Origin of the sequence: Flagellimonas allohymeniacidonis (genome assembly GCF_004296335.1) — a bacterium.
Taxonomy (GTDB): Bacteria; Bacteroidota; Bacteroidia; order Flavobacteriales; family Flavobacteriaceae; genus Flagellimonas; species Flagellimonas allohymeniacidonis.
Map to the genome: position 1 here is coordinate 1759774 of NZ_SGIU01000001.1, position 20782 is coordinate 1780555.

Here is a 20782-nt window from a genome sequence, read left to right on the forward strand (position 1 = left end):
ATAAATATGAAAACGATAAAAGTATTAGCATTGATTCTAGGTCTTGGCATGTTTATCTCATGCGAGGACCAGTTGAACGTGGTACCGGAGGACAATGTGGCCTCAAACACGGTATTTGGTAGTGTTGCCACTATCAATGGTGCGGTTGTAGGTATCTACAGTTTGAACCAGAGTGGTGACTTGAACGGTAACCCACAGTTGATGGGGGATTTTATGGCGGATGATGTGAACTTCGTGGGAAGTTTCCCGTCCCTACAGGAAGTAGATCAATTCGAGACTTTGGCTACCAATACCACTGTGGATAACGTGTGGCTTGATGGATATCAATTGATTGGTGCGGCCAACAACGTCATTGTGAACTTGCCAGAGGTTAGTGTCGATGATGTGACCGGTTTGACCGAGGCGACCAAAACGCAGTTGGTGGCAGAGGCCAAGTTCTTAAGAGCCTTGACTTATTTTACTTTGGTGAACTGGTTCGCCCAGCCCTTCCAATTTTCCGGAGGGAGCAATTTGGGGGTACCTATTGTGACACAGCCTTTCGAGGGTGGTGACATCGCCGAGTTCCAGTTGGAGCGTTCCACGGTGAACGAGGTGCACGCCTTTATTGAGCAGGATTTGTTGGATGCCGTTGCCAATTTGCCTGAAGATAATGGTGTTCGAGCCGAGGCAGGATCTGCCAGAGCGCTTTTGGCACGATTGTACCTCTACAGAGATCAATTTAATGATGCTGCCAATTTTGCCAACCAGGTAATCGGTTCAGGGGAGTATACATTGGCTTCGGACTATGATTTCTACGATAATAACCCTGGTTCCTCTGAGAACATCTTTGTGGCAATCAATACACCCACTGATGGTCCTCAAGAAACGACTGTATCGGATGAGGTCTATACCAACTTTTACAACGCAGCGCCAGGAGGAAGGGGAGATGCACCTTTCAGTGCAGATCTTTTGGCCGATTTTGGTTTTGCAGTGGGTGATACAATTACCGATGATAGAAGATTTGATGAACTTTCCACACCAGCTACGGATGCGGGCGGGAATGCCACTTTCTTTACAACCAAATATCCTGATATCATAAACAATGCATCCGACGGAATGATCTTAAGGATCACTGAAATGTACCTTATTCGTGCGGAGGCCAATTTGAGAGCAGGAACTTCAGTGGGTGATACTCCCTTGAATGACATCAATCTCTTGAGAACCCGTGCGGGTCTTCCAGATTTGTTATCTGTTGATTTGGACGGTATACTGACCGAGAGAAGAAAGGAACTTTGTTTTGAGGGACACCGAAGAATGGACCTTTTGAGAAACAACAGGAACCTGAGACCTGGAGGTGGACCCGAGTCTGCTCCTGGGGCCAATAAGGTGATTTTTCCGATTGTTGAGGATGAATTCACGAATAATCCTAACATCACTCAAAATCCTGGAAACTTCTAATATTTGAATTTTTGATAGTCAGCCGCCATCACAAAATTGTGATGGCGGTTTTTTTGTTTTAGCTCTTGCCTTTTTTGCTCTTACCCGTTTTGCGTTAGGTAGGTTTTAACAAGGGATATGATTAACTTTGCCTTCTTAAATCTTTACGGATAAATGATTGCCACTATTTGTCGCAAAGCCCATTTCAATGCTGCACACAGACTGCATAATCCAGATTGGAGCGATGAGAAAAACATTGAGGTATTTGGAAAATGCAATAGTCCAAATTACCATGGGCACAACTTTGACCTAGAGGTTCGGGTTAGAGGTCCTATAGATCCAGACACAGGATTTGTTATGGATTTGGCCCATTTGGGAAAGCTTATCAAAGAAGAAATTGAAGAAAGATTTGACCACAAAAATCTAAATGAGGATTGTCCGGAATTCTCAGATTTGTTCCCAACAACGGAATACTTTGTAAAAGTCATTTATGATATTCTAAAACCCAAACTCAAGGAACCACAATTGTTGCACATCACCCTGCATGAAACCCAAAAGAATTCGGCAGAATATGGAGATTGGTAACAATTTTACGATATTGCACCCCCTTTTGGGATATTAGCTCAGTTGGTTTAGAGCGCTGCCTTGACAGGGCAGAGGTCACTGGTTCGAATCCAGTATATCCCACTAAAAAACCTCGAAAAAATCGAGGTTTTTTTATTTTGCCAAGTTGAATTGTTCGAAATACGGGATATATTTTTGAGCCTTCTTCGAAAGTTAGACGTTCCTAAGCCCCCATGCCCACCAAATTAAAAGGGGCTGACCTATAAGAAGTCTAGACCATGAAATCCATTCTTTAATACAAAGGCTATTGGGAACACAAGAACCTACCTGAATAAAATAAACGTGCGAAGGAACAAGTAAGACCAACAATAAGACAATACCCCATGCGCCCATCCTTCTAGTTCTCGGTAACCAAAGCATCATGGCCAAGATTAACTCTAAGGCTCCGACCATATAATTCGTGAATACATGAAAAGGTATATAATCTGGAATCAACCCCAAGTAAAAATCTGGATGAAGAAAATGATTGGCCCCAGCAACGAAATAAAACACCGACAGGGTGTACAACGTCAACCTACGCATGGCTCAAAGCCCATTTCCTTTCAATATGGACTTTCCGTAGAATAAGAAAAAAGGGAATCCACCAGATGAAATCGTTGGTTATTAAGGTATAAATGAACTCAAATGGAACAATGTCGTGGATGTAATTGAACACAAATCCCAATGGTCCGAAAATTTTTCCCAAAAAGCCAACAGCAACAATAGGCCAATGTACCAAAGGATTGTATGAAGCCCACCAATATCCCAATCCATAAACTCCAATCACCATGCCCATGCCCTGCCATACCATTGGATGATTTAAGGGCTCCATACCCACAAGCTCAAAAAAATGGTTGGGAAAAAATATAACCCAAGAGCCCCACAATGTATTATAAATTGCTGCTAGTCTTAGGGTCAGCTTCATTACAACTCAAGTTTCTCCCAAACATAATCCGAACCCAATCGAAAACTGCCCATATGATCAAAATTGCACTCCTCCGGGGTCAAAATAGATAAAAAGGGCTCGTCTTTTTTATTCTTATACAAATGATAGGTATTCCCGACCAAGGGTTGAAAGCTAAATTTGGCTGAATAAACAAGGTTATTGTACTCAAACCGCTCTTGTAGGTTTTGGTACCTTTGCCTTATCTCCTCATATTCAGCAGTGATTGCCGCATTTACCATCCCTACACCCTTATTCTTCCAAGGCGCCAAATTTTCCATTTTTATTACAGGTGCACCAACATTGGTGGCATAGGGTTTTAAGGCAGCATCGTATTTACCCTGCTCCTCATTGAATACTACGTTATCGGGCTTTTTATCCTTCATAAGCTCTTTTGAATTAATACCCAAACTACACCAAGTTTTTGGTGATTTTAGAACTCAAAGGTCCTGTGGTTGAGTAAAAATAATCAATGAGAGTGCCTTCTGGGCTTACCAAGTACTTCTGAAAATTCCAACGAACCGCGCTATTGGACCTGCCGTTCATACTTTTTTGGGTGAGCCATTGGTACAATGGGTGCTGAGCCTTTCCTTTGACCTGGACTTTTTGGGTCATTAAGAAGCTTACACCATAGTTTTTTTCGCAGAAAGATAGAATCTCCTCGGATGAACCTGGTTCTTGTGACCCAAATTGATTACAAGGCAGCCCTACAATCATAAGCCGGTCTTGATACTCCTTATACAGACGTTCCAAGTCCTTGTACTGATTGGTGAAACCACACTTGGAAGCCACGTTGACAAAAAGAATGAATTTTCCTTTTAAAGTAGATAAGTTGATAAGGGAACCATCCAAACCATTGATGGATATATCGTAAAGTTCCTTCTTGGCTCCGCTGTCTGTTGTTGAGCTCGTTTGAAAAGCTTTTTTGCTGATGGAATCCAGAAATTTCAATAGTGTTTCGTTTAGTTGTTGATATAATTGTAAAGTTCTTGAATCTTTTCTGGAGTATTGAATTGTCCCCCGTAAAAAGACGTAACGGTTGCCGAAGTGTTGTCCTTTATTCCACGCGATGAAACACATAAATGTTTGGCATCAATAATTACGGCTACATCTTTGGTTTCAAGAATAGATTGAAGTTCCACAGCGATTTGATTGGTCAAACGTTCCTGAACTTGAGGACGCTTTGCAAAGTACTGCACAATTCGATTCAATTTAGAAAGCCCAATAACCTTCCCTGAGGAGATATAGGCCACATGCGCCTTGCCAATAATGGGAACAAAATGATGCTCGCAGTTGGAATAGAAAGTAATGTCCTTCTCCACCAACATTTGATTGTATTGATATTTGTTTTCAAACAGGGCTACCTTAGGTTTATTGGCAGGGTTAAGGCCAGAATAAATCTCTTCAATGTACATTTTGGCCACGCGCATGGGAGTGCCTCTAAGGGAATCATCATTCAAATCGAGTCCCATCACATCCATAATTTGAGCGAACAATTGAGCAATGCTTTCCTTTTTTTCCTTATCGGTAAGCTTAAAAGCATCAGGCTTCATAGGTGTTTCAATACCTGTATATAAATGCTCATCCCCTATTTCCTCGTGGGAGAAACCGTTCAGCAATTCCCCTGAATCAATAAGATTATCCAATAGTATGTCTTGATTTTTCATAAAACTTGTTTGTCGTTACGTTCAATAAGGTTTGGGTGACCGTTAAAGTTCTTCCCAAAAACTCATTTAGGTAAAACTATCTATTTTGTTTAATACTTTTTGTTAAAGTTTAAACAAAATTACAAGAAGTACAGAAATAGCGATTTTCGGACTCCGAATTCAATCCAAAATGCCATATTCTAATCTGGACTTCCCGTAAGCAAACCTTCTAGAGGAAAAAATGAAAATGGACAAACCCTGGGAGATGCGGGCAACTTGTTGCAGACTAATGGAAACAAAAAAACCCTCACCGAATAAGCGAAGGTTTTTCTTTTGATGTGGGCCCTACTGGATTCGAACCAGTGACCCCCTGCTTGTAAGGCAGGTGCTCTGAACCAACTGAGCTAAGAGCCCGTTCCATTTGTTAAACGGGAGTGCAAATATAATGTCATTTTTTGTTTACCAAAACAAAAACTCTTGAAAATATCAAACAATCTCAGCCACAACAAAAGTACTGCCACCTACATAGATAAAGTCCTCCTTAGAAGCATTGGCTTTTGCAGCCTTAAAACCTTTGGCCACCGAACTGAAGCTCGTGCCATACAAACCTATTTCCTTGGCTATCGATTCCAATTCTTCCACGGCCAAACCTCTGGGAATATTTGGTGAAACAAAGTAATATTCCGCCTGTTGCGGGAATCGCCTCAGAAGCTTCTTCAACTCCTTATCGTTTACAAAACCTAGAACGAAATGAAGTTTTTTATACTTCTGCCGCCCAACTTGTTCCATCACCGACATTAGTCCTTCTTGATTATGGGCCGTATCACAAACCATCAAGGGTTTTTTTCCAAGAACTTGCCACCTTCCCAGAATCCCTGTGTTCTTTACAGTACGCGATAGTCCTTTTTTGACATCCTTTTTGGAAATTTCAAATCCTTTCAGCATCTGAATTGCAGCTAGCACACCGGTCATGTTTTTTCTTTGATAATCCCCCAAAAGGTCCGTTGGATAAGTTTCCAAGTCCAAATCCTCAGCAAAAACAATTTCTGAGTTCTTCTGAGCAGCTATCAACCGGAAGATTCCCTCTGTTTCAGATTGTCTTTCGCTTATTACAATAGGGGTATTCTCTTTGATGATTCCTGCTTTTTCCAATGCGATTTTCTCAAGAGTGTTCCCCAAGAGTTCCATATGATCATACCCAATATTGGTAATCAGGGATACTTCGGGTTGTATGATGTTCGTAGAATCCAATCGACCACCCAGTCCTACTTCAATTATGGCAATATCAACCTTTTCTTCGGCAAAATAGGTAAAAGCCATTCCCACGGTCATTTCAAAAAAGGAAAGTTCATTTGCTTCTAAAAAAGGTTTTTGTGCTTTAATAAAATCTTTTACGTAATCCTTGCCAATGGGTTTTCCATTGATTTTGATACGCTCTCGAAAATCTTTTAAGTGTGGTGAGGTATAAAGACCGACCTTGTATCCTGCTTCCTGTAAAATCGAAGCCAACATATGGCTTGAAGATCCCTTGCCATTGGTGCCTGCCACATGAATGCTTTTGAACTTCCGATGGGGGTTTCCAAGAACTTCAGAAAAGTGTAAAATATTGTCAAGCTTATGCTTTAAAGCAGCAGCACCTTTTTTTTGGTACATGGGAAGTTGGGCAAACATCCAACTTATGGTTTCTTGGTAGGTCATAATGTTATTGGCCCAGCTTGAAGTTAACCACTACAAAACCAATCTGCTGTGAAGGTGCGTTGGAATCCAAGTTCCATCGATGAAGCATGGCGGTCTTTCGGGCTGGATCCAATAAACATGGAGCATTATTTGTTGTACCCTTGACCCCAGGGGTAGCCTTAATAACTTTCCCATTGCGGTCAACCACAATTCGAACCACAACTCTTCCATCTTCATTACAATCTTGCTGTACTTTCCCCTTTTTTAACAAGCTACGTCCGTTCAGTCCATAGCCTCCAGTGCCGCTGCCACTTCCAGGCGCCCCATAAGAACTGGTGGCATACGGATTCCCTTCTGGGCTACCTTTGTCCCCAGCTTGATTATCATCTCCTTCACTACCAGAAGTAGTGCCATCAGACTGGCCAATCCCTCCAATTAATGCATCCAGCTTGCGTTTTTTTGCCTCTTCCTCTTTTCGTTTTTGTTCTTCGGCTCTCCTTTTTTCGTTCTTTATCCGTTCCGCTTCTGCCTTGGCTTTCTTTGCTGCCTCGTCCGCACGACGTTTTGCCTCTCGTTCTTGATTTATCTTAATGGTTTCCTCCGAATCTTGGGTGAGTACTTTCTCCACCGGTTTATCTTCTGCCGGTTGTTGCGGGACGGTCTCCTGAATAACCTCCTCAATAGGCTTTACTACCTCCTCTTTAGGTTGTGATCTTACTTTTTCCTTCGGTTGAACTTCTCCCTTACCAAAATCCATCGTGCCAAAATTAATGGCTATACCATTTTCTATGGGGGGATCCATATAAGTAAGTCCGATGTAAAAAAGCAATAAGAGAAGAACACTTAGCAACAAAGTGGTAAGTGTAAAGGATTTTTTCTTGTGTCTCGTATCTAATAACGCCATTATTTTGGCCGCACGGCCAAGATAACCTTGTAACTGTTCCTGTTGGCAATGTCCATAACATTAACTGCTTCTTTAATGGCCACATTTTCTTCTGCCCTCAGGATAATGGTAGGCTTATCTTGCCCTTCAAGTGCTTTTTTTAATTCAATTTCAATGTATTCTGCGCTAATCTGTTCGTTGTTTACAAAATATTCCAGGTTCTTGTTGATCGTCACCGAAACATTTTGGGTATTGGTAGATTTTCCCTTTGCTTTTGGCAAAAGCAAATCCAACGCATTGGGAGCATTGGAGGTAAGCATAAAAAAGACCAATAGCAGAAATACTATATCTGTCATTGATGACATGCTAAACTCAGGACTTACCTTATTTCTTCCTTTCAATTTCATATAGGAACCAGATTAAATAGGTTCATTCAACAAGTCCAAAAACTCAACGGCATTGGCCTCCATTTTATGAACGACCTTATCGGTTCTATTCACCAAGTGGTTATATCCGATATAAGCAATAATACCAACAACCAGTCCAGCTACAGTAGTGGTCATCGCTGTGTATATACCCGATGCCAACAAACCCATCTCGGCCTGACCTCCACTCGATGCCATTTGGTGAAATGCCAAAATCATACCAATCACCGTTCCCAAGAATCCAATCATGGGTGCTGCACCGGCCACGGTGGCCAAAACGCTCACGTTTTTCTCCAGTTTATATACTTCAAGGGTACCAGCATTCTCAATGGCGGTGTTGATATCGTCCAAAGGCTTCCCAATTCGGGAAACTCCTTTTTCGGTCAATCTGGCCACCGGAGAATCGGTCTGTGCACATAATAAACGTGCGGCTTCAAGCTTTCCACTCATGACATGATCACGAATTTGATTCATGAAATTTTTGTCAATTTTGGAAGCTGCCTTGATGGCAAAAATTCTTTCAAAGTAGATGTAAAGAGCGACAAACAAAAGGACAAAAAGTACAATGATAATCACGATACTTCCCGCACCGCCGCTAACAATCAAATCAATTACAGAGAGTGTCTTTTCCTCAGAAATGGGCACACCTATTTCCGTACTTGGATCTAAATCTTGATAAATGTTCATATAAAATCCCCAAATTTATGTTGCAATAATAACGGAGATTTTACGAGTTAAGTATTTTTTAGAAGAAATAACGCATTCCAATAAAGCAAATGGCTCCGGCAATGAATCCGAGGAATGCCAACCATCCTATTTTTTTGAGGTACCAAAAGAAATCAATCTTTTCCATCCCCATCGCTACAACACCCGCTGCAGAGCCGATGATCAACATACTTCCCCCTGTACCCGCAGAATAGGCAATAAAATGCCATAAAGGATTATCCATTGTTTCTGAGAACATGCCCAAACTAGCAGCCACCAAAGGAACGTTATCAATAACCGCTGAACCTATTCCCAATAATATGACCACGAGGTCGGAAATTTGAGTTCCAGCAATCTCGGTTCCCAGCAGAGGCATTCCTTGTTTAAGACCTTCAGCAAAGTTAAAAAGCAACCCTAGCGATTCCAGGGCGGCAACTGCCATCAAAATTCCCAAAAAGAATAGAATACTTGGCAGTTCAATTTTGGTCAATGCGCTATGCACTGGACTATGGTGTGATCCCGCATCACTTTCCGGGTCCACTGAAGAAATGGTGATTTTTGAACTACTATAGATTTCAGCAAAAGTGGCTACAATTGCCAAAGACAGCATCATACCCACGTAGGGTGGTAAATGCGTGACAGTTTTGAAAATTGGAACGAATACAATGGCAGTTAAGCCCAAGTAGAGCATCTTGGCCCCAAATTTTGACTTGGACGGTTCACTTGCATCTGACTCTATTTCACCCTTAAAAGCTGGTAAAAATGATGCTATAAAGGTAGGCACCAACATGCATAGTAGCGATGGAACCAGTAGATAGCTTATAAGTTTCACGGTAGTGACTTTGTTACCAATCCAAAGCATGGTTGTTGTTACATCCCCAATTGGAGACCAGGCCCCACCTGCGTTAGCCGCAATAACAATCAAACCTGCATACCACAATCTTGCATTTCTTTCCTTAACAATTTTCTGCAAAATGGAAATCAATACAATGGTGGCTGTCAAGTTGTCAATAATGGCAGAAAGAATAAAGGCCAAAAAAGCAAAAATCCAGAGAATCCTTTTCTTGCTTCTGGTCTTTACAAAGGTCTTTATGGTGGCAAACCCATCGAAGTAATCAATAATCTCCACAATGGTCATGGCACCAAGCAAAAACACCAATATCTCTGATGTTTTTCCAAGATGATGCAGCAAGGTCTCTTCAAGAATGTGCATCTTTTCTTCATGGCCCAAAGCCCCAAAATTTTCAAGAAGGGCGTGTTTTGTAGAATCGAACCACCCAGAAAAACCATCTATTCCGAATGCCATTAAGGCCCATAAAACGGCCATCATGGCCAAAGCGGGAATAAGTTTATCGATTTTAAGATTGTGTTCCAGTGTTATGGCGAGATATCCAAGTACAAAGATGACAATCAGAAGGGTTTCCATATTCAGTTGGTTATTTAGTTGTTAGTTATGCCAGAAAATGGTCTAGTCAGCTAAAGATATTCAAAATGAAATTTCCCACATAATCTAATCTTAATAAATATCAATGCCGATTTTTTGGAGCTCCAACCCTTGCATTAGAAAAAGATTAAATCATTCGCATTTAGAAGCAGTTTTTTCTGAAAATTCACCATCTTAAAGCTATATTTGTATTCCATTTTTAACTATTTCACAATTTTATGGAGTTTACACTTTCGGAAGAGCAGTTGATGATACAACAAGCAGCTCGTGATTTTGCAGAAACCGATTTATTGCCCGAGGTTATTGAAAGGGATGATGCACAGCGTTTTCCCGAAGAACAAGTGAAAAAAATGGGGGAATTGGGATTCATGGGCATGATGGTGGAGGAAAAGTATGGGGGCAGCGGAATGGATACCCTTTCCTATGTTTTGGTGATGGAAGAGTTGTCCAAGGTAGACGCATCGGCATCTGTTATAGTATCCGTAAATAATTCCTTGGTCTGTTGGGGATTGCAAACCTATGGGACGGAGGAGCAAAAACAAAAACACCTAACACGTTTGGCCTCGGGAGAGATTATCGGGGCTTTTTGTCTTTCAGAACCCGAAGCTGGTAGCGATGCCACTTCCCAGAAGACCACTGCTTTTGATAAGGGAGATCATTATGTAATCAATGGCACCAAAAATTGGATTACCAACGGTGGAACCGCCGAAGTTTATTTGGTAATCGCCCAAACCGATATCGACAAGGGCCATAAAGGAATAAACGCCTTTATTGTAGAAAAAGGAATGGATGGCTTCGAAATAGGGCCCAAAGAAAACAAATTGGGAATCAGGGGAAGTGACACCCATTCTTTGATTTTCAATGATGTAAAAGTTCCTAAAGAAAATCGAATTGGCGAAGATGGTTTTGGGTTTAAATTTGCCATGAAGACCTTGGCCGGCGGACGAATTGGAATTGCAGCACAAGCTCTAGGCATTGCGGCCGGAGCTTATGAGCTTTCCAAAAAATATTCCAAGGAGCGTAAAGCCTTTGGTACCGAAATCATGAATCACCAGGCCATTGCATTTAAACTTGCCGATATGCACACTAAAATACAAGCGGCAAGACATTTGGTGTATAAGGCCGCTTGGGACAAGGACAACGGTAACAATTATGACCTTTCTGGCGCTATGGCTAAACTGTACGCTTCTGAAGTCGCCATGGAAACAGCCGTTGAGGCCGTTCAAGTTCATGGAGGAAATGGTTTTGTAAAGGACTACCATGTGGAGCGCTTAATGCGAGATGCCAAAATCACCCAGATTTATGAAGGCACTTCGGAAATTCAAAAAATCGTTATTTCCAGAAGTATTCTTAGAGATTAAAAAATAATCCATTTTATAATGATAATACCCCCTCCTTTTGGTGGGGGTGTTTTATTTTAAGTTGTGTTTTTTTATAAAAAAAGTTATCTCCAATGGGGAATAAGACTTTCCTCATAGGAATTATTTGTTAGGACCCCCGTTTTTTTGTTATCTCTCCAATACGCATCCTTGATTTTAGCATAATCTCAATTTAACATTCCCAATTTTTAGCATATGCATATTTTTTAACGATTTTCTACATACGTTGATGAATTATGTGACATTTATAAAAATCGTTGCTATTTAATCACCCCTAATGATATATTTGAGGAAATATCGTAATGATGGGATTGAAAAAACAAGGGCTGTATTTACCAGAATTTGAGCACGATAATTGCGGCGCTGGGTTTATTTGTAGTCTAAAAGGACGTAAATCCAATGACATTATCCATAAGGCACTGGAGATTTTGGACAAGCTGGAGCACAGAGGCGCGGTAAGTGCAGATGGTAAGACAGGGGACGGAGCTGGAATTTTGGTAGATATTCCGCACGACTTTTTTAAGGAAGTCTGCTCATTTGAACTTCCTAAGCCTGGAGACTATGCCTGTGGGAACGTTTTTCTTCCCCAAAAAGAAAATCAACGTGATTTTTGCATCAGTACGTTTGAAGAGAATCTCAAAAACCAGGGCTTGCAGCTTTTAGGATGGCGCGATGTTCCCGTAAACCGTTCAGTTCCTGGAAGGATAGCCAAGGAAACCGAACCATTTGTAAAACAAATTTTTGTAGGCAAAGGAGATGCACTCGATGATTTTCAATTTAACCTAAAGCTCTTTATCGCTAGAAAAATAACGGAGCATACCATTATTGAAAGTAAGCTTTCGCAACTTCAATTCTTTTATTTGCCCAGCCTTTCTACTAAGATTATCATTTTCAAGGGTTTGCTTGTGCCCAACGATATCAGCAAGTACTACGAAGACTTGTTGGACCCAAGGGTGGTGACCCGTCTTGCATTGGTGCACCAACGTTTTTCAACCAATACTTTTCCAACGTGGGACCTAGCACAGCCCTTTAGATATATGTGCCATAATGGGGAAATCAATACCCTTCGCGGTAATGTTTCGCGCATGCGATCTCGTGAAGAACTCATGCAAAGCGATTGGTTTGGGGAAGACATCAAAAAAATACTGCCCATCGTTTTACCCGGAAAATCCGATTCCGCCAGTATGGACATGGTTGTGGAGCTGCTCTTAATGACCGGAAGGTCATTACCTGAAGTTATGATGATGTTGGTTCCGGAAGCTTGGGAAAAGAACACTGAAATGTCTGCGACCAAAAGAGCTTTCTATGAGTACAATTCCTGCTTGATGGAACCTTGGGACGGACCAGCCTCCATACCCTTCACAGATGGCAATTATATAGGTGCGGTTCTAGATAGAAATGGGCTGCGTCCCTCGCGGTATTCCGTAACCCAAAAAGGATATGTGATCATGTCCTCCGAAACCGGCGTTGTCGATTTGGAGCCGGAAGACATCGAATTCCATGGACGTTTAGAACCAGGAAAGATGTTTTTGGTCAATATGGAAGAAGGAAGGATTATAAATGATGAAGAAATTAAAGAGGCTATTGCCAAAAAGCATCCTTACCAAAAATGGCTGAAAAACAACCTGGTACATCTGAAGGATATTGCTTATAACGACTGTCCGGTGTTTTATGGGGAATTCCCAATAGCCACCAGAACCGCTGCTTTTGGGTATACCTTGGAAGACATCAACACCATTATTCTTCCCATGGCAAAAAATGGCAAGGAGCCCATTGGCTCTATGGGTTCGGATACTCCAATTGCTGTATTGTCGGAACGGCCACAGCTTATTTACAACTATTTTAAGCAGCTCTTTGCCCAAGTGACCAATCCCCCATTGGATGGAATCCGGGAAGAACTGATTACAGACATTAGCCTCACCCTAGGAAGTGATCATAACATTTTTGAGTTTTCCGAATTGCATTGCAGAAAATTGAAAATTCAGAATCCGGTAATTTCCAAGGAGGATTTGGACAAAATTAAAAATCACGATGCCAGCCCAGATTACAAAGTGGTCTCCATTTCCATGTTATATGAAATTAACAAGGGACATAATGGTTTAGAGGAAGCCTTGGAATCCATTTTACAACAAGCTTCCAGAGCCATTGACGATGGGGCCAATATCATAATCTTATCGGATAGGATGGTAAGCACAGAAATGGCCGCTATTCCTGCGCTATTGGGATGCTCCTTTGTGAACAGTGGATTGCGAAGCATGGGTAAGCGCTCCAAGTTGAGCATCATTATTGAATCCGCGGAACCTCGCGAGGTTCACCATTTCGCCCTACTATTCGGATTTGGTGCAAGTGCCATCAATCCGTATTTGGTCAATGAAATCATTGGGCAACAATTGGAAGAAAACAATATCACTGAATATACTTTTGACGAGGCCATCAAAAATTATAACAAGGCTGTCGGAAAAGGCATTCTTAAAGTGATGAACAAAATTGGGATTTCCACCTTGAATTCATACCGTGGTTCCCAATTATTCGAATGCATTGGTTTAAACACCAAGGTGGTAGATAAATATTTTCCAAATACCCCTACTAGAATTCAGGGTATAGGACTGTATGAAATTGAGAAGGAGATAGCCAAGCGCCACAAAAAGGCATTCAAGAAACAGGAGTTAGCAGCCAATCTAGATTTAGAGATTGGCGGAGAGTATCGCTGGAGAAGGGATGGTGAAAAACATATGTTCAATCCGTTGAGCATCGCCAAACTTCAAAAAGCGGTACGCAATAACGAGCCGAAGACTTATAAGGAGTATTCTGAATTAGTCAATGAGCAATCAAAAAACCTGATGACCATCCGTGGTTTGTTTGAGTTTTCGAATTTCGATCCGATTCCATTAGAGGAAGTGGAGCCTTGGACCGAAATCGTGAAACGATTTAAAACTGGAGCGATGTCTTACGGTAGCATCAGTAAGGAGGCCCATGAAAATTTAGCGATTGCAATGAACCGAATTGGCGGCAAGAGCAATTCGGGTGAAGGAGGAGAGGATTCGGCTCGTTTTTATAAAAATCAATCGGGTGATTGGAGGAACAGTGCCATTAAACAGGTGGCATCTGGTCGATTTGGGGTTACCTCAAATTACTTGACCAATGCGCAGGAAATTCAAATCAAAATGGCGCAGGGTGCTAAACCAGGCGAAGGAGGTCAACTTCCGGGGCCAAAGGTGAATCCCGCAATTGCCAAAACAAGAAATTCCACACCATATGTGGGGCTTATTTCTCCTCCACCGCACCATGATATTTATTCTATTGAAGACTTATCCCAGTTGATTTATGATTTAAAATCAGCGAATAGGGAAGCTCGCATCAATGTAAAATTGGTGTCAGAGGTGGGAGTAGGTACAGTTGCTGCTGGGGTTTCCAAAGCAAAGGCAGATGTTATTCTTATTTCCGGGTTTGATGGAGGTACCGGTGCTTCGCCTTTGACCTCTCTCAAACATGCCGGCCTTCCTTGGGAACTGGGTATTGCAGAAGCGCAGCAGACTCTAGTCCTAAATGATTTGCGAAACCGCATTGTTTTGGAGTGCGACGGACAGCTGAAAACAGGTAGGGATGTAGCTGTGGCCTGTTTGCTTGGGGCCGAAGAATTTGGTTTTGCCACTGCTCCTTTGGTTGCTTCTGGATGTATTATGATGCGGGTGTGTCACCTAAACACATGCCCGGTGGGTATTGCCACCCAAAATCCAGAGTTACGTAAAAAATTCAAAGGCAAGCCCGAACATGTGGTAAACTATATGTATTTCGTCGCCCAAGAATTAAGGGAAATCATGGCCAACTTGGGCTTCAGAACAGTAAACGAAATGGTCGGTCAAGTGCAAAAACTCGACCGAAAAAAAGCTATTGAGCATTATAAGGCTGTAGGGATAGATTTGAGCCCTATTCTGTATCAGGTAGACGTTCCTAGGGGAACGAAATTCTACAATACCGAAAAACAGGAGCATTCCGTAACAAATTCCATTGAGTTCGATGTCATCGCCAAAGCACACCCCTCATTATTTAGAAAGGAAAAGACCACTTTGGATTTTCCAATCAAAAATACGGATCGCGCAGTAGGTGCTATTGTCAGTAATGAAATTTCTAAGATTTATGGGGAGGATGGCCTACCGGAAAACACACTAAAACTGAATTTTACAGGTTCAGCTGGGCAAAGTTTTGGAGCGTTTGCCACCAAGGGGCTGACCATGATTGTAAACGGAAATACCAATGATTATTTGGGAAAAGGGCTTTCAGGAGCCAAGTTGATCATCAAAGTACCTTATAAATCGACCTTGCAACCAGAAAAGAATATCATCACCGGCAATGTGACCTTATATGGTGCAACTTCCGGTGAAGCCTATATCAATGGCAAAGCTGGGGAACGTTTCTGTGTTAGAAACTCGGGTGCAAAAGCCGTAGTTGAAGGTATTGGTGATCACGGTTGCGAGTACATGACTGGGGGAGTCGCTGTAATTCTTGGGGCTGTTGGTAGAAATTTTGGAGCTGGAATGAGTGGAGGAATTGCCTATGTATATGATGTCGACAATTCCTTTGAGAAAAAATGTAATGGCGAAGCCTTGAACCTACTCCCTGTTGAGGAGGATCAAGACATCAAGGAGCTTCGAACCCTGATCGAAAACCACTACAACGCCACGTTAAGCCCAATAGCACAAAACATCTTGGAGAATTGGGAAAAAGATTTGCCCAAGTTCATCAAAGTGTTCCCAGAAGAATATCGCCAAGCACTTATTCGATTGGAAAAAGAAAAATTGCAAACCTTATAATTCGTAAAATGGGAAAGATTACAGGATTCATGGAGTTTGACAGGAAAGATGAAGCCTACGCTCCTGTTAAAAAACGAATTGGGAACTATAAGGAGTTCACGATTCCATTGAAGGAAGAAGAACTAAAAAACCAAGGGGCCAGATGCATGGATTGTGGTATTCCCTTCTGCCATAGTGGTTGTCCCCTGGGAAATCTAATACCCGATTTCAATGATGCAGTTTACCGCGGAAAATGGGAAAAGGCCGCTAAGATTCTACACTCCACCAATAATTTTCCAGAATTCACGGGAAGACTATGCCCCGCTCCCTGTGAAGAAGCTTGCGTATTGGGAATCAATGAAGATCCTGTTTCCATAGAAAATATTGAAAAAAATATCGTAGAGACCGCATTCGAAAAAGGCTGGATCCAACCTGAACCTCCTTTCAAGCGGACCAGTAAAAAAGTAGCTGTTGTTGGATCTGGGCCAGCGGGACTTGCTGCGGCACAACAACTAAATCGTGCAGGACACACCGTAACTGTTTTTGAAAGAGATGAAAAAATTGGGGGATTGCTTCGGTACGGTATCCCGGATTTCAAGATGGAAAAACATGTTATTGACCGAAGGCTGGAAGTCTTGGAAGCTGAAGGTATTATTTTCAAAACAGGCGTGCACATTGGTAAGGATGTAGATGCGACGGACTTACAAAATCAGTTTGATGCTGTTGTGCTATGCGGAGGGGCAACTGTTAAAAGACCCCTTCGTATACCGGGTTCGGATTTGAAGGGAGTGATTCAAGCCATGGATTTTCTACCTCAGAATAATAGAAAAGTAGATGGAATACCTTTTGAAGGTGAAGAAATCGACGCCAAAGGAAAAAATGTTATCGTTATTGGAGGTGGGGATACAGGTTCTGACTGCATTGGCACCTCTATTCGCCAGGGAGCCAAATCCGTTACGAACTTCGAAATTATGCCTAAAGCGACTCCAGAGCGTCCAGAAGAGCAGCCCTGGCCTTTCTGGCCCATGCGTTTGCGCACCAGTTCATCCCATAAGGAAGGTGCCGACAGGGTTTTTAGCATTTCCACAAAAGAATTTGTTGGTGACAAGAATGGGAATTTGACAGGCTTGATTACGGCCGAAGTAGAGTGGGTCAAGGAACCCGGAAAGCGCCCAATTCTAAAAGAAGTTGAGGGGACAGAAAAAAAATGGGACTGTGATTTGGTACTATTGGCCTTAGGATTCACCGGTTCGGAGACCTCAATCGCTGCCCAACTAGGGCTAGATATGGATTCACGTACCAATATCAAAGCATCAGCAAAAGATTACGCCTCCAATGTCCCTGGAGTGTTTGTTGCCGGTGATCAACGAAGGGGTCAATCACTAATTGTTTGGGCCATATCTGAAGGTAGGCAAGCTGCCCATCATGTGGACCGATATCTTATGGGAGAATCCAACTTGCCCCTTAAAGGTGAAGGGGATTTGCCTAGGATCTAACAGAATATTCTAAATTCTTAAGAAAGCTCCTATGAGGAGCTTTCTTTCTTTGATAAGTCATCTGATTATCAATCTATGTGTCTCTACTTTATCAGCTGTAACCAATCGAAGGAAATAGAGGCCAGCGGTAAATTCTTCCACATTGAAAGGCTCTCCAATTTGATAGGAATCTGAAAAAACAATCCTCCCGTCCATGGATACTAGTTGTAGTGTGACTTCGTCATAGTTCGCATTCTCCAATCGGAAAGTGGAGTAAGTGGGATTCGGATAGAAAACTGTTTTTATTTCTTCTGTAAGAGATACATCGTATAAATCATCAGTATCAGGTAATCTGGCTAAAAGTGAAGTGCCAGAAGATTGGTATTCGAAAGCTCCAATATCAAAAGTTGTCGCAGAAGGACGGGATGCATCGTTCATATCGAAAGTCATACCCCAAGAGGTCAGGTCGGACCCAACATCCACCACAGCGGAACTCAACGAACTTGGACTATAATCGTTGTTTGCAACATCCGTAAGACCCAATGTATCTATTTGGCGGGTCATGATATTTGTATAAATATTGGTCAATAGACTATCCCTGGTTTCACGCTCGTTAAAATCAAAATAACTTTCCTGATTCTGTTTCCAAGTATTGCCCCCTTCAAAATCATAACCGGGGTCGACCACCAAATTATTTACAAAATAGGAAGGCACCTCACTTTGATTTCGATGCAAATCTGCTGGATCAATGGGGTGCAATACTGTAGTATTGTAGTGCACTCCGGCCCGTTCTGGTTCAATTATGGTGTTATTGGCAATGTAATACCCTTCGTTGGGGTCAATAAACTCATGTCTGTGATGTAAGAACACGCCATGCATTTTCGGTTTTACAAAAACATTGTTGAATACTTTTGTGCCACTTTCGCCATTAATAATCTGCATTCCCCATCCCTTCTCCAAAGGGCCGTTTTCCATATAATTATTATAAACTTCATAGGCTCCCCCTCCAAGGCTCAAAGCAAAAGCCTGGCCCCATCGGCCTTCAGTGCCATAGTTTTTAATTACGTTGTCCCGAACCTTGGCATTAAGATGGGCCAAGTTGACCTGAATGGCATCCCATCCCGTGTTTTCTACAATGTTATGATGGACATCTACGTTTTCAAGCCAGTGTCCATAAACAGAGGTTCCACCACAATTTCTTCCACCATCGAGCTTATATCCAATAGTAAAACCCATATAAATGCCTTCTCCTCCGGTATCGTGAAAATAGTTGTGATGAATATTCAGATTTTTCATGACAAAGCCATTGGAACGCCAAGTTGCAGAATTGTTACAATCAGGATCGGTTTTTGCCATAAATCCTGCAAAACCTGCGGATGCCACTTCAATATGATCAACTTCAATATCGGTTGACAAGGCGCTTAGGACCACTCCCATTGACCAAGACCCCGTACCTGTAATCTTGATTCCGTAAGTTGTACTTGTATGACCAGTACCAGTTAAATGAATATACTTACTGTTTTTGAACTCCAATGCGGAATAGGCGGTCTCATTTAAAGTTACTTGTCCTCCACAATTTTTAAACACCACAGGATTGGATGCGGTTCCTTCAAAATCATAAAATCGAATTCCGGCATAGTTTCCTGCTGGAATGCAGATTGTATCGCCGGGAGAGTAGCTTATCTGGGAGGCCCAGACCAAATTCAAGGTTGTTGTTGACAATCCCGACAAGGTTATATCACAATTACAACTTTGTCCTCGAGCTCCCAGGATTACCAAAAAGAAATAGCAAAAGAGTAAGGGTTTTTTCATGGTATTTAGTGTTTGAAATTACTAGCCAAATACCATAGCATGTTACTCCCAAATGGGAAAATTTTATAGGTTAGGGGAACCAAGTTGAAGATTGGAATCTTCTAAAGATACTATATTGTAAGAATAAACCTACAATATTTTCTTTTTATCTAAAACCGTCACCCTTTCGATTTAATCTTTACCGTTTTATTCTTTATCAGAGGTTTCGCCCAAAAGGCAATGAAGAGAATATATAATAATCCTATGAAGTTAAAGATCATCCCAAATCTAAGAGAAGTCAAATCACCCAAAAAGCCAATAAGCAGTTGAAACAAAGCTCCGCCGACTATCCCCGTCATCAATATTCCTGCAAAAGAACCATGCATTTCCTTAACTGAGTTAAGGGCCAATGAAATAATTATGGGATACATTACCGCCATAAAAAATCCACAAGCTTGAAAACCATATAGAGAAAACTGTTTTGGTCCGAACAGTCCAGACAATAGGCATACCATGGTCAAACTAGTAAATAGTTTCAAGACCAATTTGCTGTCCAGTAATTTAAGTAGAACCAAGCCTACCAAGCCCCCGATTGTCATAAGTCCCCAAAAATTGGCTACCGCCTTAGCTCCCACGGTTTCAAAATCAAATCCATGATATTGATACAGAAATTTTGAAATCCAAAAAGATATGCCTTGTTCGACGCCCACATAAGCAAAAATTCCTAGGAAGAAAAAAATGACCGTTTTCGATTTCAATAAAGCTGTAAAAGAATTCAAATCGCCTATCCTCTCGTCCTCATTTTGAGTGGTCTTGGGCAGCTTAAGAAACAAGGTAACCACGAGCATCCCCACAGCAAACAAGGCAAAAATTACATAAATACTTACCCAGCGAAGATCTAACACTACCAAATGTCCTGCTATTTGATTTAAAAAGCTGGAAAGTCCAGCTTCATCCTCAGCTAATGATAACGTATATATCAAGGGAGCAACAAAAGAAGCCAGTCCAAAACAAAGCTGTCCCAAAACCGATGTGAAGGCATAATTTTCTTCTCCCCCCGATACCCGTAGCAGGGGATTAATAACGACTTGTAGAATAGCCATTCCACATCCAATAGTGAAGAGAGCAACAAGAAAAAAAGTGAAATTCGGGAAAGCTACAAAGAGCAGTGAGCCGAGAAGTGCCAAGAAAAATGCGGTCAATAAAAGTCTTTTCTGACCAACCCTTTCCAGAAGTAGTCCCGCAGGTATTGACATGATGCCATAGGCCAAAAAAAATGCAAATGGAAGAAATGCCACCATGGTCTTGCTAAGTCCAAAACTTTCGGAAGCGCTAGGGTTTAAAGAACCTAAAATATTGGTCAGGAAGGATATAAAAAAAAAGGTGAGCAGCACATAAGCCACTACAAGATAATTGGTGCGAAGCTGATTGGTCATTGTTGAAGATAACAATTTTGAATCATTCCTTGACCAATGGTTTATAAAACAAAAGACGCCCCATGCTGTTGCAAGGGGCGTCCAAGGAAGGCGGCTACCTACTCTCCCACCTGGTGTGGCAGTACCATCGGCGCAAACGGGCTTAACTTCCCTGTTCGGGATGGGAAGG

The 20782-nt window shown here is 41.8% G+C and carries 17 protein-coding genes, 2 tRNA genes and 1 rRNA gene; 6 read left to right on the forward strand and 14 right to left on the reverse strand.

What is annotated here, in order from left to right:
* The first annotated feature begins 6 nt into the window (after positions 1-6).
* From EW142_RS08170 to EW142_RS08180, 3 genes are all read left to right on the forward strand, one after another.
* A complete protein-coding gene (locus EW142_RS08170; protein WP_130612258.1) occupies positions 7-1437 on the forward strand; it encodes a RagB/SusD family nutrient uptake outer membrane protein in 1431 nt (476 codons plus the stop codon).
* Between the two features lie 153 nt (positions 1438-1590).
* Positions 1591-2001, forward strand: a complete 411-nt coding sequence (locus EW142_RS08175) for a 6-carboxytetrahydropterin synthase (RefSeq protein WP_130612261.1) — start codon at positions 1591-1593, stop codon at positions 1999-2001.
* A 27-nt stretch (positions 2002-2028) separates the two neighbouring features.
* A tRNA-Val gene (locus EW142_RS08180) sits at positions 2029-2103 on the forward strand.
* A 90-nt stretch (positions 2104-2193) separates the two neighbouring features.
* On the opposite strand, the gene EW142_RS16980 is transcribed toward EW142_RS08180, so the two are convergent.
* The 11 genes from EW142_RS16980 to nhaD form a co-directional block, all read right to left on the reverse strand.
* Entirely contained in the window at positions 2194-2562 is a 369-nt protein-coding gene (locus tag EW142_RS16980; RefSeq protein WP_130612264.1) for a DoxX family protein, read from the reverse strand.
* Positions 2555-2944, reverse strand: a complete 390-nt coding sequence (locus EW142_RS08190) for an alkyl hydroperoxide reductase (RefSeq protein WP_130612267.1) — start codon at positions 2942-2944, stop codon at positions 2555-2557. Before EW142_RS08190 ends, EW142_RS16980 begins: the two co-directional genes overlap by 8 nt.
* Complete coding sequence (locus EW142_RS08195) at positions 2944-3348, reverse strand: DUF2452 domain-containing protein (protein WP_130612270.1); 405 nt, start codon at positions 3346-3348, stop codon at positions 2944-2946. The genes EW142_RS08190 and EW142_RS08195 overlap by 1 nt, the downstream gene beginning before the upstream one ends.
* A 25-nt stretch (positions 3349-3373) precedes the next feature.
* Positions 3374-3904 carry a glutathione peroxidase gene (locus EW142_RS08200; protein WP_417935769.1) on the reverse strand — a complete coding sequence of 177 codons (531 nt, stop codon included), beginning with the start codon at positions 3902-3904 and terminating at the stop codon, positions 3374-3376.
* 20 nt (positions 3905-3924) lie between these two features.
* On the reverse strand, positions 3925-4629 hold the full coding sequence (folE, locus tag EW142_RS08205; protein WP_130612276.1) for a GTP cyclohydrolase I FolE: 705 nt from the start codon (positions 4627-4629) through the stop codon (positions 3925-3927).
* A gap of 318 nt (positions 4630-4947) precedes the next feature.
* Positions 4948-5022, reverse strand: a tRNA-Val gene (locus EW142_RS08210).
* Between the two features lie 72 nt (positions 5023-5094).
* Positions 5095-6306, reverse strand: coding sequence for a bifunctional folylpolyglutamate synthase/dihydrofolate synthase (locus EW142_RS08215; RefSeq protein WP_130612279.1), 1212 nt, complete (start codon positions 6304-6306; stop codon positions 5095-5097).
* A 4-nt stretch (positions 6307-6310) separates the two neighbouring features.
* Positions 6311-7189 (reverse strand): energy transducer TonB, encoded by an 879-nt coding sequence (locus EW142_RS08220; protein ID WP_130612282.1) that lies wholly within the window; start codon positions 7187-7189, stop codon positions 6311-6313.
* Positions 7189-7575, reverse strand: a complete 387-nt coding sequence (locus EW142_RS08225) for an ExbD/TolR family protein (RefSeq protein ID WP_130612285.1) — start codon at positions 7573-7575, stop codon at positions 7189-7191. The genes EW142_RS08220 and EW142_RS08225 overlap by 1 nt, the downstream gene beginning before the upstream one ends.
* 12 nt (positions 7576-7587) lie before the next feature.
* Positions 7588-8280 (reverse strand): MotA/TolQ/ExbB proton channel family protein, encoded by a 693-nt coding sequence (locus tag EW142_RS08230; RefSeq protein ID WP_130612288.1) that lies wholly within the window; start codon positions 8278-8280, stop codon positions 7588-7590.
* Positions 8281-8338: 58 nt separating this feature from the next.
* Positions 8339-9724 carry a sodium:proton antiporter NhaD gene (gene nhaD / locus EW142_RS08235; RefSeq protein ID WP_130612291.1) on the reverse strand — a complete coding sequence of 462 codons (1386 nt, stop codon included), beginning with the start codon at positions 9722-9724 and terminating at the stop codon, positions 8339-8341.
* Positions 9725-9960: 236 nt separating this feature from the next.
* Here nhaD and EW142_RS08240 point away from each other — a divergent pair, with 236 nt between their 5' ends.
* The 3 genes from EW142_RS08240 (at position 9961) to EW142_RS08250 (ending at position 17407) form a co-directional block, all read left to right on the forward strand.
* Positions 9961-11103 (forward strand): acyl-CoA dehydrogenase, encoded by a 1143-nt coding sequence (locus EW142_RS08240; protein WP_130612294.1) that lies wholly within the window; start codon positions 9961-9963, stop codon positions 11101-11103.
* A gap of 323 nt (positions 11104-11426) precedes the next feature.
* Positions 11427-15932: a glutamate synthase large subunit gene (gene gltB / locus EW142_RS08245; RefSeq protein ID WP_130612297.1), complete on the forward strand. Its 4506-nt coding sequence runs from the start codon at positions 11427-11429 to the stop codon at positions 15930-15932.
* Positions 15933-15940: 8 nt separating this feature from the next.
* Positions 15941-17407 (forward strand): glutamate synthase subunit beta, encoded by a 1467-nt coding sequence (locus EW142_RS08250; protein WP_130612300.1) that lies wholly within the window; start codon positions 15941-15943, stop codon positions 17405-17407.
* Between the two features lie 57 nt (positions 17408-17464).
* Here the strand turns inward: EW142_RS08250 and EW142_RS08255 are convergent, their stop codons facing one another.
* The 3 genes from EW142_RS08255 to rrf form a co-directional block, all read right to left on the reverse strand.
* Entirely contained in the window at positions 17465-19198 is a 1734-nt protein-coding gene (locus tag EW142_RS08255) for a T9SS type A sorting domain-containing protein (RefSeq protein WP_130612303.1), read from the reverse strand.
* 158 nt (positions 19199-19356) lie between these two features.
* Entirely contained in the window at positions 19357-20613 is a 1257-nt protein-coding gene (locus EW142_RS08260) for an MFS transporter (protein WP_130612307.1), read from the reverse strand.
* 85 nt (positions 20614-20698) lie between these two features.
* Positions 20699-20782, reverse strand: a 5S ribosomal RNA gene (rrf, locus tag EW142_RS08265); the annotation flags it as partial.

Bases quoted from the DNA above. Each gene is read 5' to 3' on its own strand.
- EW142_RS08170 (WP_130612258.1), top strand. From the start codon at position 7: ATGAAAACGATAAAAGTATTAGCATTGATTCTAGGTCTTGGCATGTTT.
- EW142_RS08175 (WP_130612261.1), top strand. From the start codon at position 1,591: ATGATTGCCACTATTTGTCGCAAAGCCCATTTCAATGCTGCACACAGA.
- EW142_RS16980 (WP_130612264.1), bottom strand. From the start codon at position 2,562: ATGCGTAGGTTGACGTTGTACACCCTGTCGGTGTTTTATTTCGTTGCT.
- EW142_RS08190 (WP_130612267.1), bottom strand. From the start codon at position 2,944: ATGAAGCTGACCCTAAGACTAGCAGCAATTTATAATACATTGTGGGGC.
- EW142_RS08195 (WP_130612270.1), bottom strand. From the start codon at position 3,348: ATGAAGGATAAAAAGCCCGATAACGTAGTATTCAATGAGGAGCAGGGT.
- folE (WP_130612276.1), bottom strand. From the start codon at position 4,629: ATGAAAAATCAAGACATACTATTGGATAATCTTATTGATTCAGGGGAA.
- EW142_RS08215 (WP_130612279.1), bottom strand. From the start codon at position 6,306: ATGACCTACCAAGAAACCATAAGTTGGATGTTTGCCCAACTTCCCATG.
- EW142_RS08220 (WP_130612282.1), bottom strand. From the start codon at position 7,189: ATGGCGTTATTAGATACGAGACACAAGAAAAAATCCTTTACACTTACC.
- EW142_RS08225 (WP_130612285.1), bottom strand. From the start codon at position 7,575: ATGAAATTGAAAGGAAGAAATAAGGTAAGTCCTGAGTTTAGCATGTCA.
- EW142_RS08230 (WP_130612288.1), bottom strand. From the start codon at position 8,280: ATGAACATTTATCAAGATTTAGATCCAAGTACGGAAATAGGTGTGCCC.
- nhaD (WP_130612291.1), bottom strand. From the start codon at position 9,724: ATGGAAACCCTTCTGATTGTCATCTTTGTACTTGGATATCTCGCCATA.
- EW142_RS08240 (WP_130612294.1), top strand. From the start codon at position 9,961: ATGGAGTTTACACTTTCGGAAGAGCAGTTGATGATACAACAAGCAGCT.
- gltB (WP_130612297.1), top strand. From the start codon at position 11,427: ATGGGATTGAAAAAACAAGGGCTGTATTTACCAGAATTTGAGCACGAT.
- EW142_RS08250 (WP_130612300.1), top strand. From the start codon at position 15,941: ATGGGAAAGATTACAGGATTCATGGAGTTTGACAGGAAAGATGAAGCC.
- EW142_RS08255 (WP_130612303.1), bottom strand. From the start codon at position 19,198: ATGAAAAAACCCTTACTCTTTTGCTATTTCTTTTTGGTAATCCTGGGA.
- EW142_RS08260 (WP_130612307.1), bottom strand. From the start codon at position 20,613: ATGACCAATCAGCTTCGCACCAATTATCTTGTAGTGGCTTATGTGCTG.